Origin of the sequence: uncultured Roseovarius sp., assembly GCF_947489715.1 — a bacterium.
GTDB lineage: Bacteria > Pseudomonadota > Alphaproteobacteria > Rhodobacterales > Rhodobacteraceae > Roseovarius.
In genome coordinates this window covers 100,007-112,435 of the sequence record NZ_CANLER010000007.1, presented here as the reverse complement: position 1 = coordinate 112,435, position 12,429 = coordinate 100,007, and the positions used below count along the sequence as shown (strand labels likewise).

Annotated in this window: 14 protein-coding genes; 7 read left to right on the top strand and 7 right to left on the bottom strand. The window is 60.5% G+C overall.

From position 1 onward, the window contains the following. Positions 1 to 37 precede the first annotated feature (37 nt). Genes Q1B27_RS17040 through Q1B27_RS17025 form a run of 4 tightly spaced genes read right to left on the bottom strand, consistent with a single transcriptional unit; the run spans position 38 to position 2,077 of the window. Positions 38 to 229 carry a twin-arginine translocation signal domain-containing protein gene (locus Q1B27_RS17040; RefSeq protein ID WP_299849145.1) on the bottom strand — a complete coding sequence of 64 codons (192 nt, stop codon included), beginning with the start codon at positions 227 to 229 and terminating at the stop codon, positions 38 to 40. A gap of 56 nt (positions 230 to 285) precedes the next feature. After that, on the bottom strand, positions 286 to 900 hold the full coding sequence (locus tag Q1B27_RS17035; RefSeq protein WP_299849143.1) for a molecular chaperone: 615 nt from the start codon (positions 898 to 900) through the stop codon (positions 286 to 288). Further along, a complete protein-coding gene (locus tag Q1B27_RS17030; protein WP_299849141.1) occupies positions 897 to 1,511 on the bottom strand; it encodes a DUF3306 domain-containing protein in 615 nt (204 codons plus the stop codon). The genes Q1B27_RS17035 and Q1B27_RS17030 overlap by 4 nt, the downstream gene beginning before the upstream one ends. Next, entirely contained in the window at positions 1,508 to 2,077 is a 570-nt protein-coding gene (locus Q1B27_RS17025; RefSeq protein ID WP_299849139.1) for a DUF3305 domain-containing protein, read from the bottom strand. Before Q1B27_RS17025 ends, Q1B27_RS17030 begins: the two co-directional genes overlap by 4 nt. A 339-nt stretch (positions 2,078 to 2,416) precedes the next feature. Between Q1B27_RS17025 and Q1B27_RS17020 the strand changes: the two genes are divergently transcribed. Then, positions 2,417 to 4,375 (top strand): 4Fe-4S binding protein, encoded by a 1,959-nt coding sequence (locus Q1B27_RS17020; RefSeq protein ID WP_299849137.1) that lies wholly within the window; start codon positions 2,417 to 2,419, stop codon positions 4,373 to 4,375. On the opposite strand, the gene Q1B27_RS17015 is transcribed toward Q1B27_RS17020, so the two are convergent. Next, on the bottom strand, positions 4,369 to 5,109 hold the full coding sequence (locus Q1B27_RS17015; protein WP_299849135.1) for a hypothetical protein: 741 nt from the start codon (positions 5,107 to 5,109) through the stop codon (positions 4,369 to 4,371). The two genes, Q1B27_RS17020 and Q1B27_RS17015, sit on opposite strands and share 7 nt — an antisense overlap. Before the next feature lie 69 nt (positions 5,110 to 5,178). Between Q1B27_RS17015 and Q1B27_RS17010 the strand changes: the two genes are divergently transcribed. The 4 genes from Q1B27_RS17010 to Q1B27_RS16995 are packed head-to-tail and all read left to right on the top strand — an operon-like array spanning position 5,179 to position 7,616. Continuing rightward, positions 5,179 to 5,373, top strand: coding sequence for a DUF6494 family protein (locus Q1B27_RS17010; RefSeq protein ID WP_299849133.1), 195 nt, complete (start codon positions 5,179 to 5,181; stop codon positions 5,371 to 5,373). Position 5,374: 1 nt separating this feature from the next. After that, on the top strand, positions 5,375 to 6,436 hold the full coding sequence (gene apbC, locus Q1B27_RS17005) for an iron-sulfur cluster carrier protein ApbC (protein WP_299849131.1): 1,062 nt from the start codon (positions 5,375 to 5,377) through the stop codon (positions 6,434 to 6,436). After that, on the top strand, positions 6,433 to 7,140 hold the full coding sequence (locus Q1B27_RS17000; protein ID WP_299849129.1) for a biotin/lipoate--protein ligase family protein: 708 nt from the start codon (positions 6,433 to 6,435) through the stop codon (positions 7,138 to 7,140). The genes apbC and Q1B27_RS17000 overlap by 4 nt, the downstream gene beginning before the upstream one ends. Then, positions 7,137 to 7,616 (top strand): DUF6505 family protein, encoded by a 480-nt coding sequence (locus Q1B27_RS16995; protein ID WP_299849127.1) that lies wholly within the window; start codon positions 7,137 to 7,139, stop codon positions 7,614 to 7,616. The genes Q1B27_RS17000 and Q1B27_RS16995 overlap by 4 nt, the downstream gene beginning before the upstream one ends. Positions 7,617 to 7,698: 82 nt before the next feature. On the opposite strand, the gene Q1B27_RS16990 is transcribed toward Q1B27_RS16995, so the two are convergent. After that, positions 7,699 to 8,313: a phospholipid-binding protein MlaC gene (locus Q1B27_RS16990; protein ID WP_299849125.1), complete on the bottom strand. Its 615-nt coding sequence runs from the start codon at positions 8,311 to 8,313 to the stop codon at positions 7,699 to 7,701. Continuing rightward, on the bottom strand, positions 8,294 to 9,100 hold the full coding sequence (locus tag Q1B27_RS16985) for a VacJ family lipoprotein (protein WP_299849123.1): 807 nt from the start codon (positions 9,098 to 9,100) through the stop codon (positions 8,294 to 8,296). The genes Q1B27_RS16990 and Q1B27_RS16985 overlap by 20 nt, the downstream gene beginning before the upstream one ends. A gap of 170 nt (positions 9,101 to 9,270) precedes the next feature. Here Q1B27_RS16985 and Q1B27_RS16980 point away from each other — a divergent pair, with 170 nt between their 5' ends. Next, the gene (locus Q1B27_RS16980; RefSeq protein ID WP_299849121.1) at positions 9,271 to 11,004 is read left to right on the top strand and encodes a type I secretion system permease/ATPase; all 1,734 of its coding nucleotides are present in this window, start codon (positions 9,271 to 9,273) and stop codon (positions 11,002 to 11,004) included. Further along, positions 11,001 to 12,305, top strand: coding sequence for an HlyD family type I secretion periplasmic adaptor subunit (locus Q1B27_RS16975; RefSeq protein ID WP_299849119.1), 1,305 nt, complete (start codon positions 11,001 to 11,003; stop codon positions 12,303 to 12,305). The genes Q1B27_RS16980 and Q1B27_RS16975 overlap by 4 nt, the downstream gene beginning before the upstream one ends. Positions 12,306 to 12,429 lie beyond the last annotated feature (124 nt).

Here is a 12,429-nt window from a genome sequence, read left to right as displayed (position 1 = left end):
TCGCCTAAGGGTCGGGTGATCTCGTCCGGGTTGGGTTCTAGAACCGGGCGCTATCGAGATATGCGCGCGTATGCGCGGTGTCCTGCATCTTTTCCGATGTCAGGTCAGGCTCGGCCGCCTGTGCAGCGGTGCCACTGACCGCAGCAACCGCCACGGCAGCAGGCGCAGCGGTGCCGGCCAGCTTCAGAAAATCGCGGCGGCTGGTGCCGTCATCGGTTTTCTTGGTCATGAGAGTGTCTCCTCCCCTTGATTGTGGCAGGTTACCCCGCCGTTAGATGCGAGGGGCTACCCCGCGCTCATCCGGAAACCTTCTGTCTCGATTTCCATGAATACCCGGCCAACAGCGCCGACCGAGGCATAGAGAACCGAGTTCTTCGCAGCCTCCAAATCCGAATAGAAATGCCCCGCCCAGGGACCGATATGCTTGGCAAAGAACGTTTTCTGATCCGCCAGCGTGGCCGGTTTGCCGAACCGCCCCCGGATCATTCCGCCCATCATCTCCATGAGCGAGGCGATGTTGTCCTCGGGCTCGTACACGTTTTCGGCCCGCGTCATCCCCCGCGCCGCCATGTCGCGTCGCAGACTGGCCAGCGGCTTTTCATTCAGGAAACCGGTCAGGTAATAGCTGGCATAGGGCAGCAGCTCGCCCCGGCCCAACCCTATGAAAAGCGCGTTGAATTCGCTCTCGACCGTGCGTGGTTTGCTAAGGCCGGCGATCCGGGACAGTGCCGCAATCGCCGTGCCCAGGTCGCTTTCGTCGCCGTGCAACCTGGCGGTTTGCGCTAGCAGCGCCTGGTCCGGAGGGCCCGACAGCAAAAGACCCAGATAGTCATAAAGATCGGCACGCAGCCCATCTTCCTCGGCAATCTCGGGTCTGTCGCTCATTACGGCCTCACTCATGCGTCTACCACCTCTCGGGTTTCGAAACTGAACTGCATCCTGCGGCGCGGTGCTGGCGCAGGCTCTTCCTCGGCAGGCGGCACATACGTGGCCAATTCATCCTCGGGTGTCGGGCCTGCCATGTCTTCCGCCAACAGCTCTTCTTCCGTGGAGACCGGCTCTTCCGGCGCGGCCTCTTCCATCTCGGGGACATCTTCGCCTGCGGCTTCAAGCTCGGCCTGCCGCGCCATTTCCTCGACATGGGCAGTCATGCCCTTGCCCACCTGATAAGCGCTCTGCAGGTTTTCGATCACGCATGCCGCATCGGTGAAATCCTCGCCATAATCCACCAGCCCGTCGACATTGGCCAGCACCGGGTTGGTCAGCCACAGCTTACGCAGTGCCCGCAGCCGAATGCGATCCGGCACCGCGCGGGCCATGAAGCCGCTGAAATCGTCGCCTTCACCCATCGTGTCAGGGTCGGGCAGGCCCAGATCGGCCAAAATTTCCTCATCGCTCTTTTCCGCCTGCTCCGTTGTAATGGCGTGCGCCTCGACGGCGGCCTCCTCGGCCTCGACCTCGGCAGCCACCTTCGCCTTGCGGCGCGACCAGAAATCGCGTGCTTCGCTCAATGCAACCTCCCTTTGCGGGCCATCGCGGGCGAGCGGTAGACGCCGCTCAACTGGGCGATCCGCGGATCGCCTACCCCATCCACGACCTTGCCGATATTAGTCTTGTCGCGGCGGCGCTTTTTGAATTCCTCTTCCTGGTGGTGGGTCTCGACGAAATCGCGGACCCAGGCCACCAGCCCCTCGGGCATCGGTACCTTCTCGACGATCTCTTCGCCGCTATCGGCATAGTCCTGCGCCTCGTATGGGGATGCGGTGACCAAGAGCACCTCAAGCGGGCAGGCATCGACATCGCTGTCGCGCAACACCACGTAGATCGCAGGCACCTTGGTCGAGAGCCCGTGAAGGTAGGCTTCGGTCTCGGCCCCGTGCAATTCCAGCAAACAGGTCGCGGCGTGAAATTCGGTCGCGCCACCCTCTTCGCGCATCACCCGCCAGTCGGCATCCCCTGCCCCTGGCACCACCCCAACCGCCTTCCACGCCCATTTGACCCAACGCGTCGCACCCGGTGTCCGTCGGATCACCACGCCCAATGGCAATGTCGCATAGCAATCTGGATTATGAATCACGGTGACGAATATCCCCTTTGCGTCCCCCTCAGAGTGAATCAGTTTTCCCGATGCTCAAAGCGATTTCGATATCCCGTCGCACGCACGGACATTTTGGGCAGTCAGTTACCAGTCTCTGCAGAGCTTTGGACAGTTTGACCGCCCTTCTCAATTTCAGGGCGATCCGCAATGCCCGTCCGGTGAGATACCAAAGAGAATCAATCAGGTTTGTTTTTGACAGTCGACAGGCCCGTAGCATGCGCTAATTCATGTTTACGAGAGCGCAGAATCATGCCTACTGTTGCTCTGCAAACAGGGAAGCAGCTAGGCTCAAACGGTCTAAAAAACAATAAGAAAAGCATGACTAAGCAATTGATTATATGTGACTGTTCCGGCAGTCAGCAGGTGGACAGAACGGCATTGGAACAGGCAACCGGCCTGCCCTGCTCAAAACTGCATTCCGGGCTTTGCACTCACCAGATCGACGCCGCCGGGGCCGCCATCGCCACCGGCGAAGCGATCATTTGTTGCCGACAGGAGGCGCGGATTTTTCAAGAGCTCGCGGACGAATTGGAGGTGCCTGAACCACCCCTGATCGACCTGCGCGACCGCGCCGGATGGTCCGCGGACGAGGCGTCTAAACTGCCCAAAATGGCCGCGCTGGTGGCCGAGGCAACCCTGCCCGACCCCGGCGAGAAAACCGTTGATGTGATTTCTGAGGGGCTGTGCCTGATCATCGGAGCCAGCGACGTGGTCCTACCGGCGGCGGAAAAACTTCGTAATCTGCTCAGCGTGACGGTGTTGCACACCGACGCGGCCGATCCGCCAGACACCCGCGCGTTCGACACGATCCGGGGGCGCGTCGCACAGGCCTCTGGCGCGCTTGGCGGGTTCACCCTGCGCCTTGACGCGCTGCAACAGGTCGACCCGTCGGGGCGTGGCGCGCTGACGTGGACTGACCCGCGCGATGGCGGCCAGACCAACTGTGACCTGATCCTTGATCTGACCGGCGGCAGCCCGCTCTTTCCCGCCCCCGACAAGCGCGAAGGGTATCTGCGCGCCGATCCCGGCAGCCTGCCCGCCGTGGCCGATGCCATCCTGATCGCAAGCCAGCTGATCGGTACGTTCGAAAAGCCGCTATATGTCGCGTTGGAGCCATTGGTTTGCGCCCATTCCCGTGCGGAACAGCCGGGCTGCAGCAAATGCCTGAATGTCTGCCCCACGGGCGCCATTACCCCGAATGGCGATCACGTCAGCATCGACCCGATGGTCTGTGCCGGATGTGGCGCTTGCGCCGCGCTTTGTCCGTCGGGCGCTATCACCTATGACGCGCCCGCGCCCGACCTGATGTTCCGCCGAATCGAAACGCTGGCATCCACCTATCGCAAAGCCGGTGGCATCGCCCCCCGCCTGCTGGTGCATGACGCGGATCACGGCGCCGAGATGATCCGCCTTGCCGCCCGCTTCGGCCGTGGTTTGCCCGCCAACGTGATCCCGCTCGAAGTCACCGCGCTCGCAGGCTTTGGCCATGCCGAGATACTGGCGGCATTGGGGGCAGGTTTCGCCGATGTGCTGATCCTTGTGTCACCCACCACTGAACGCGACGCCGGCCACCACGAGGTACCGCTCGCGCAGTCCATAGCGGGCGAGGATGCGGTGACCGTCTACGCACTCACAGACCCGGAAGAGCTGAGTGAGTCACTCTACGACTTCCCGGCTCGCACCCAGCCCTGCGCCGCGCCGGTCCTGCCCATGGGCAGCCGGCGGCAGGTTGCACGGCTGGCAGCCAAGGCACTGCACCCGGACACGGAAACCATCCCCCTGCCCGGCGGCGCGCCCTATGGCGCCGTCCTTGTCGATACCGATGCCTGCACCCTCTGCCTTTCCTGCGTGTCGCTCTGCCCCTCGGGTGCGCTGAACGACAATCCGGACATGCCGCAACTGAGGTTTCAGGAGGATGCGTGCCTGCAATGCGGCCTTTGCGCCAACATCTGCCCCGAAGACGCGATCACCTATGAGCCGCGTCTGAACTTGACCGACGCCGCACTGACCCAGGAGGTTCTCAACGAGGAAGAACCCTTTGCCTGCATCGAATGTGGCGCATTGTTCGGCGTCAAATCGACGGTTGAGAAAGTTGTCGAGAAACTGGCTGGCAAACATTCGATGTTCGCCACCTCGGACGCCGCCCGCATGATCCAGATGTGCGACAATTGCCGCGTCAACGCCCAGTTCCATTCGGAAAACAACCCGTTCGAGGGCGAGGCGCGCCCGCGCCCCCGCACAACTGAGGATTATTTCAGCAAACGCCGGGATCACTGATGCTGGATCGGTGCCCCCAGATCGGCAGGCTCAAGCTGGTTCACATAGGCCAGGATCGCGTCCAGATCGTCCAGCGTGATTTCTACCGGCGCGATGGGCGAGGGCCGGTCGATGGGAAACGGCGCCGTCACATCGGCCACTTGAGTGAAACTTGGGTGCGGGTTAAGAGCAAAAAACGACTGAAACCGCCGGTCCCAGTCTCGCATCGTCCGCAGCACGAAAAAGGACGGCGTCGAGCCGATGGCGTTCATCCGATTGGCCTCGCTCACCACATGGCAACGACCACAATGTACGCTCGACAGTTTCAACCCCTCGGCGGCATTGCCCTCGTAACTCGCCGCAACCTCGACCTCGGCCTCCTCGGCAGGCAGGGTGAAAGACTGCGCTCCATCCACCTCAAAGCTGGTCAGGGTCCGCTGGCCCACTTCCGAGGTCAGCCACTCGGCAAACCGCGCCGCGCCCGCATGATCGCCCTGCAACCGCATCCGCCATGTCGCCCCGGCGCTGCTGAACACGGGCACACCGTCGCCCTCGGGACTCAGCATGACCTCGCCGTCGCCACCGACGACTTCGACCCTGATTTGCGTCTTCAGCGAGAACCGCGGCAACAGGTATTTCAACAACCCGCTCTCGACCAGCGCCCCCGGCGCGCTCAGCCGGAAATCACGCTCTCCGGCCGACGCCAGTACGGGCAGCAACGTCAGCATCACGACAAGGGAAACTAAAAATCGCATTCCCAAAGGGTAGGAAATCCTGCCCGCTTCCGTCAATAATCTTGCCAAACCATCAAAAGGAAGACCTCCATGAGCGACGATTTCAACATGTCCATGCGCAAATTCCTCAAACAGGTCGGCGTAACATCTCAGCAGGCGATTGAGGAAGGGTTGCGCAATGCCGGTGACACCGCCGGTAAGGAATTTCAGGCCAAGATGGTCCTTACCATTGACGGGCTCGATGTCGAACATGTCGTGACCGGCACGATCAAAGGGCAGAATTGAATTGAACCTGACCCGTGAAAGTGTCCTTGAGGCGCTGAAAGCCGTCAAAGACCCCGTCAGTGGTGGCGATATCGTCAGCGCAGGCGTCATGCGCGGCCTCAATGTCGAGGGGGCCACAGTACGCTTCGTGCTGGAAATCGACCCAGCCCGGGCCGACGCCTATGCGCAGGTCCGCGACGCGGCCGAGGCCGCCGCCAGGGCCGCCGGTGCAACCGAGGTCAGCGCCGTCCTGACCGGCCACAACACCAAGGCGCCACCCGATCTCAAACCCCAGCGCAAGGCCGAACCGCAGGGGCCCCAGAAAGTGCCGGGTGTCGCCAACCTGATCGCCATTGCCTCCGGCAAGGGCGGCGTTGGCAAGTCCACGATTTCGGCCAACCTCGCCTGCGCACTTGCCGCCGAAGGGCGTCGTGTCGGCCTGCTGGATGCCGACGTCTATGGCCCGTCGCAGCCGCGGATGCTGGGCGTATCGGGCCGCCCCGCCAGCCCCGACGGCAAGACCATTCTGCCAATGCGCAACCACGGTGTCACGATGATGTCCATCGGTCTGATGACCAATGAAGGTCAGGCGGTTGTCTGGCGCGGTCCGATGCTGATGGGCGCGCTGCAGCAGATGCTGATGCAGGTGCAGTGGGGCGCGCTTGATTGCCTGATGGTCGATCTGCCGCCGGGCACTGGTGACGTGCAGATGACCCTTGCACAAAAGGCCGACGTGACCGGTGCGATCGTGGTCTCCACCCCGCAAGACGTGGCCCTGCTCGACGCTCGCAAGGGCATCGACATGTTCAACCAACTGCACGTGCCGGTCCTCGGCATGATCGAAAACATGTCCACGCATATCTGCTCGAATTGCGGGCACGAGGAGCACGTCTTTGGCCATGGCGGTGTCGCGGCAGAGGCACAGAAGCTTAACGTGCCGCTCCTTGCCGAAATCCCGCTGCACCTTGATATCCGCCTTGCCTCGGACGGGGGTGCGCCGATCGTGGTCAGCCAGCCCGACAGCCCGCAGGCGCAGGCGTTCCGCGAGGTCGCCCGTGCGCTCATCGCCAAGGGAGTCGCATGACAGAACCGACCTTCCCACCCCTCATGTCCGGACAGGCGGTCAGCGGCAATATCGACCCGTTCGAAAAAGCCTGCGCGATGGCAGCACTCGGCTGTGACGCCGGGCTGATCGTGCACAATGTCACTGCAAACCGGCTGATGGCGGCGATTGTCATGTCCCCCGAAGTGCCGCTGGAGGACGCGATGGCAATGCTGCCCACTTGCGGCATCGGTTTCCAGAACGCGCTTGGCGCACTGGCCCCGCCCGAGGTTGCGGTACATCTGGAATGGGCTGGCGGCATTCGCATCAACGGCGCCTCCTGCGGCGAGATGCACGTGGGCGCGGGCGGCACCGACCCCGCGCAGGAACCCGACTGGCTGGTCGTGGGCCTTGATCTGCCGCTGATGCAAATCGCCGAGCGTCCCGGCGACACGCCGGATCAGACAGCGCTTTATGACGAGGGCTGCGCTGATGTTGATCCGACCGCCCTGCTGGAAAGCTGGGCCCGTCACACGCTTGTGTGGATCACCCGCTGGGACACGGACGGGGTGGCGCCCTTGCATGCCGAATGGCGCGGGCTGGCCCATGGCATCGGCGAAGAAGTGGCACAAAACGGCCTCTCGGGCACCTGGCTGGGCGTCGACGAGCGCTTCGGCATGCTGATCCGCGACGGCGAAACCACCCATCTGATTCCGCTTTCAACCATTCTGGAGACCGCCTCATGAAACTGGCACGCGCCATTCATTTCGATGAAAGCGACCAACATGTCTACGCGTCTCCGGCGCGCACCGGCGAATGGTGCGTCTCGGGCGGGTTCGAGTTTTCCAACTGGTCCGAAGCAGACCTTACCGGCAAACCCCGTCAGGCGTTTTCAAATGGCTGGCTGGGCTGCGAGACGTTCGGCCGCGTGACCTTCGTCGCTGTCACCCAAGTGGAACGATCCGAGTTCGACGCGCTGGCGCATGCATTGGCCGAGCATTTCGTCCAAATCTACGGCGCGCCCGACGTGGCCACCGCCCTGCCCGTCGCCACGGAAGAACTGAATCACATGGCCGAGCTTTGCGAAGATCACGCCCCCAACACGCTGCTAACCGTGATGCGGGAACTTACCGGTGCCGGGGTCAAGGAAAGCTTCCGTGTGATCGAAGCGCAAGACGCTGGATTGGAACAATTCGCCATCCACGGCGATCTGGAGGAATGAGGACACTTCTAGCTATGACCACCTGCTCCGTGAAGCAGGCGATCCAATAAGTAGACGCGTGATTTCAATTGGGAGCCGTCCGTCAGCCCGCGTTCTTCAGATCGGCGATCAGCGCATCGATATTGCCATTGCGACGATCCAGCATGGCACCGATTTCGGTGCGTTCGCTGATCCTCAGGCTGACACCTTCGATGATCATATCAAAGAACAAATCCCTGCCCGATCGATCCGAAACCAGAAATCGGACATCGAAAGGGGATGACCCCCGTAATTGCACGGTCGACAGCACTTCGTGCCAGGATTTTACCTTACGCACGCTGTTCACTTCGATCTTGCCACCGATAAATTCGCGGAAGCGTTTACCGTACTTACGCGCCACATAGCCCTTGAATGCGTCCGTAAAAGCGCGCAGCTGGCCATTACTTGCTCGGCGAGAATCCGCCCCGAGCGCCGATCGTGCAATGACGTTTACATCGGCATAGCGTCCAAAGATGCGTTCGAAATCCGCGATCATGGCCGATTGCGACTTGCCCGAGGCGATGACTTTGTTGATGTCACCCACCACTCGGTCAACCAACGCACGCGCGCTCGCATCCGTCAGTGCCACTGCCTGCCCCGGCAGCCCGAACATAGCGGCAGCTGACAGTCCAGTTGCAATAAAATAGCGGCGATTCAGTTCATTCTTCACTTGCGACATTGCTGGGATCCTCACTCGGTACGCCGTAAAGCTCGTCATAGGGGTCCTGATATGTATCGCTTCTGCCTCTGTCGAGCCTGAAACGACGGTTCTGCAGGTACAGCGACCGCGTGGCAGCGTAGCTGTCTTCGCTTTCATATAACACCGAATCAATCGTGTCGGAATAGCGCGCCCGGTCACTTAAGCGTGCGGCAATCGAAGCGCCGGTGCCATAGTATCTTTCGGGCTCAGGCAGAATGTAAGTCAACGGGTTGGAAAAAAGATCAACCACCTTGCCCGCCATGTGCCGGTCGGTACCGGGGCCCAGCACAGGCACCTCACCATAATTACCGCTGGGCACGCCCCAGACATAAAGCGTCTGGCCAAAATCGGCATCGGTGGCCGTGGCCATGCTCATTTCGCTGGCTGGGTCGAAAAACCCGCCAAGGCCCACGGTGGTATTCACAGCAAAGCGCGCGGTATCATTGAACGCACCGCGCATATTTCCCTGAAGGATATTATTTACCACGGCACTGGGTATGGACAGGTTAAAGGCAAACCGGCCAATTGCTGTTTCAATGTCATCAGGAATGGCCGAGCTATAGCCCTTGCCGACCGGACGGATGAAAACACGGTCCAGACCGCGATTGAATTTATGGACCTTGCGATTGAACTTTTCGTAAGGATCAGGGGGTGAGCTACGTGTGACCGCTTCATCAGGTTGGCCACAGGCCACCAGCACGCTCAAACCCGTTAACGCAACCGCTGGGCGCAGGACGCGGTGGAGAATCTTGTTTAAGAAGTACAAATCGTTTCCGTCCTAATGTTTACAGGCGTTATTTAGCCTATCACAGGTTATTGCCCAGACTAGGTACGGAAATCCGCACCTCGATGTGGCAGATTGGTTACAATTCCTGTAAAGCAGGCGACGCCGGAAGGGAAACACCATCTGGCGGGGAATCGAGCGGAAATACGCAAATGGACAAGAGAATACTTGACGCTGGCAAGGACGAGTTGCGTGCAGCCCGCCGAGAAAGCCGGGGACTATACTGGTTTGTGGCCATTTTCGGCTTTTTTGCCAACCTTCTGATGCTCACCGGGCCGCTTTACATGCTGCAGGTCTATGATCGGGTTTTGGGCAGTCGATCTATCGAAACTTTGATCGCCTTATCAGTTCTCGTGGTCTTTCTTTACGGAATGATGGGCTTGCTGGACTATGCGCGCGGACGAATCATGGGACGGGTCGGCGCGCGGTTTCAGGCGCGGCTGGACCGGCGGGTTTTCGACGCTGTGATTCGCAAATCCGCTGTGGCGCCAGATGCCAGTTCGGCTACCGGTTTGCGCGATCTTGAGGCGATTCAACGACTGATGAGCTCGCCCGTACTGACGGCGATGTTCGACATCCCCTGGACTCCCTTCTTTCTGGCCGGCATCTGGATTTTCCACCCAATGCTGGGCACGCTGGCGCTGGCCGGTGGCGGCATTCTGATCGTCGTCACACTGGTCAACCAATTAGTGACGCGGCGCCCCGTAGCCAAGGCAAACGCCGCCGCTGTCGAGGCCGAAGCGATTTCGGGGCAGATCAGGTCCGAGGCAGAAATGGTGCAAGCGATGGGCATGCGCCGCGCCGCCTTTGACCGCTGGCAGGTCGCGCGCGAGAAAGCCCTGCGAGAACAGATACATTCGGCGGATTTGGGCGGCACTTTCACCACATCGACCAAGACATTCCGGCTGTTTCTGCAATCGGCGATGCTGGGCCTCGGCGCCTATCTGGTTTTACAGGGGGAGTTGACGCCGGGCGCAATGATCGCCGGGTCTATCCTGCTGGGCCGCGCATTGGCACCGATCGAACAATCCATTGGCCAGTGGGCATTGGTGCAACGCGCCACAAAGGGCTGGGAAAGCCTTGCAGGGCTGCTGGGTCAGGTTCCCCCCGAAAGCCCGCGCACCCCATTGCCGAAACCACGCGCTTTGCTGGAAGTGCAGCAAGTGTCTGTTGTCCCTCCGGGTGAACGTCAGGCAGCGCTAAAAGGGGTGACTTTCACGGTTCAGCCCGGACAGGCGGTTGGGGTGATCGGGGCTTCGGGTGCAGGGAAATCCACGTTGGCACGGGCACTGACCGGCACCTGGCGCGCGGCGGGCGGCAAGATCAGGCTGGATGGCGCAGCGCTGGAGCAATATGAGCCTGAAGTGCTGGGTCAACATATCGGATACCTGCCACAGCGGGTGCAGCTATTTGATGGCACCATCGCCGAAAATATCGCCAAGCTTTCTCAATCGCCGGATGCGGATCAGGTGGTTATCGCCGCCAAGAAAGCCGATGCACATGAGATGATCCTGAAGCTGCCAGACGGGTATGACACACGCGTCACCTCCGCCGGGGGCAAGCTTTCGGGCGGGCAGATGCAGCGGATTGGCCTTGCGCGGGCAATGTATGGCGACCCGGTTCTGCTGGTGCTGGACGAGCCCAACTCGAACCTCGACAACGAGGGCAGCGAAGCGGTGAACACCGCCATTCGCGGAATGAAGGCTGAGGGCAAGGCAATCCTGATCATGGCGCACCGCCCGGCGGCAATCAAGGAATGCGACATGCTCTTGATGCTGGAGATGGGCGCATTGCGCGCCTACGGACCAAAGGAAAAAGTGTTGAAAGATGTGGTCAAGAACCATTCGGAAATCACCAAATCCGTCGGCGCCGGAGGTGTGCAATGACCAATGAAAAAAAAGCCTGGTCGGCGCGTGCTCCGATGACGGTCGGCCTGCTGGGTCTGCTGCTGCTGGTTGGCGGATTTGGCACCTGGGCCGTGATGACCAATATTTCCGGGGCGATCATTGCCAATGGCCGGATCGAGGTGGATCAGAACCGACAGGTTGTCCAACATCCCGATGGCGGGGTCGTGGCGGAAATCCTGGTGGATGAAGGGATAGAAGTTGCCGCCGGTGATGTGATGATCCGGTTGGATGCCACACAGCTCAAGTCACAACTGGCGATCAACGAAAGCCAGCTATACGAATTGATGGCCCGGCGCGGCCGGTTAGAAGCCGAGCGGGACGGCAATGACAAAATCACCTTCGATCCACTTTTGCTGGAAGCGGCCAAAGTGAATGTCGACGCCCCCGATCTGATTGCCGGTCAACAAAGATTGATGACCGCGCGGGCGGAATCGACCACGAACGAGATTGATCAGTTGGAAAAACGGCGCAGCCAGATTACCAACCAAATTGATGGGATCGAAGCCCAGCAGATCTCTCTCGAAAGGCAGCTGGAGTTGATCTCGAAAGAACTGACCGACCAGCAGAAACTCCTCGACCAAGGGTTGGCACAGGCTGCGCGCGTACTTAGCCTGCAACGCGAAGAGGCACGGCTAAGCGGCACAATGGGCGATTTGGAGGCACAGAAGGCGCAGGCCGGAGGCCGGATCACCGAGATCGACATCGAGATCCTCAAACTGGGCTCCGCACGCCGGGAGGAAGCAATCACTAGGTTGCGCGACCTGCAATATCGCGAATTGGAACTGCGTGAGCAACGCCTTGCCCTGATCGAACAACTGGATCGGCTGGACATCACCGCGCCGGTATCGGGCGTGGTCTATGACTTGCAGGTCTTTGCCCTACGCTCGGTCATCCGCCCCGCGGATCCGGTGCTTTACATCGTGCCGCAGGACCGTCCATTGATCATCAATGCGCGGGTCGAACCAATCCATATCGACAAGCTGACCATCGGTCAGGATGTGATCCTGCGCTTCTCGGCTTTGGATCAGCGCACCACGCCCGAGCTGAACGGCAAGGTTGTCCAGATTTCAGCCGATGCCTTCGAGGATGAACGCTCGCAAGTGTCGTTTTACCGCGCCGAAATTGCGCTAAGCGAAGGTGAGCAACAACGACTGCCGGATAACGCAGTACTGATCCCCGGCATGCCGGTCGAAGCATTTATCCGCACCGAAGATCGCACCCCGCTGGCCTATCTGACCAAACCGCTGACGGATTACTTCACCAAGGCATTCCGGGAATAAAAGCAAGCGAACGGCAATCTTGGCGAACCGGGCAAAAAGCCTGTAAAACTGCGCTGACCGCAACAGGAAATAATCTGCTGAAGCCGCCAGAGCCATCAACTCACTGGCGGCTTTTTCGCATATT

Bases quoted from the DNA above. Each gene is read 5' to 3' on its own strand.
- Q1B27_RS16975 (WP_299849119.1), top strand. From the start codon at position 11,001: ATGACCAATGAAAAAAAAGCCTGGTCGGCGCGTGCTCCGATGACGGTC.
- Q1B27_RS17035 (WP_299849143.1), bottom strand. From the start codon at position 900: ATGAGTGAGGCCGTAATGAGCGACAGACCCGAGATTGCCGAGGAAGAT.
- Q1B27_RS16995 (WP_299849127.1), top strand. From the start codon at position 7,137: ATGAAACTGGCACGCGCCATTCATTTCGATGAAAGCGACCAACATGTC.
- Q1B27_RS17020 (WP_299849137.1), top strand. From the start codon at position 2,417: ATGACTAAGCAATTGATTATATGTGACTGTTCCGGCAGTCAGCAGGTG.
- Q1B27_RS17010 (WP_299849133.1), top strand. From the start codon at position 5,179: ATGAGCGACGATTTCAACATGTCCATGCGCAAATTCCTCAAACAGGTC.
- Q1B27_RS16990 (WP_299849125.1), bottom strand. From the start codon at position 8,313: ATGTCGCAAGTGAAGAATGAACTGAATCGCCGCTATTTTATTGCAACT.
- Q1B27_RS16980 (WP_299849121.1), top strand. From the start codon at position 9,271: ATGGACAAGAGAATACTTGACGCTGGCAAGGACGAGTTGCGTGCAGCC.
- Q1B27_RS17015 (WP_299849135.1), bottom strand. From the start codon at position 5,109: ATGCGATTTTTAGTTTCCCTTGTCGTGATGCTGACGTTGCTGCCCGTA.
- Q1B27_RS17040 (WP_299849145.1), bottom strand. From the start codon at position 229: ATGACCAAGAAAACCGATGACGGCACCAGCCGCCGCGATTTTCTGAAG.
- Q1B27_RS17000 (WP_299849129.1), top strand. From the start codon at position 6,433: ATGACAGAACCGACCTTCCCACCCCTCATGTCCGGACAGGCGGTCAGC.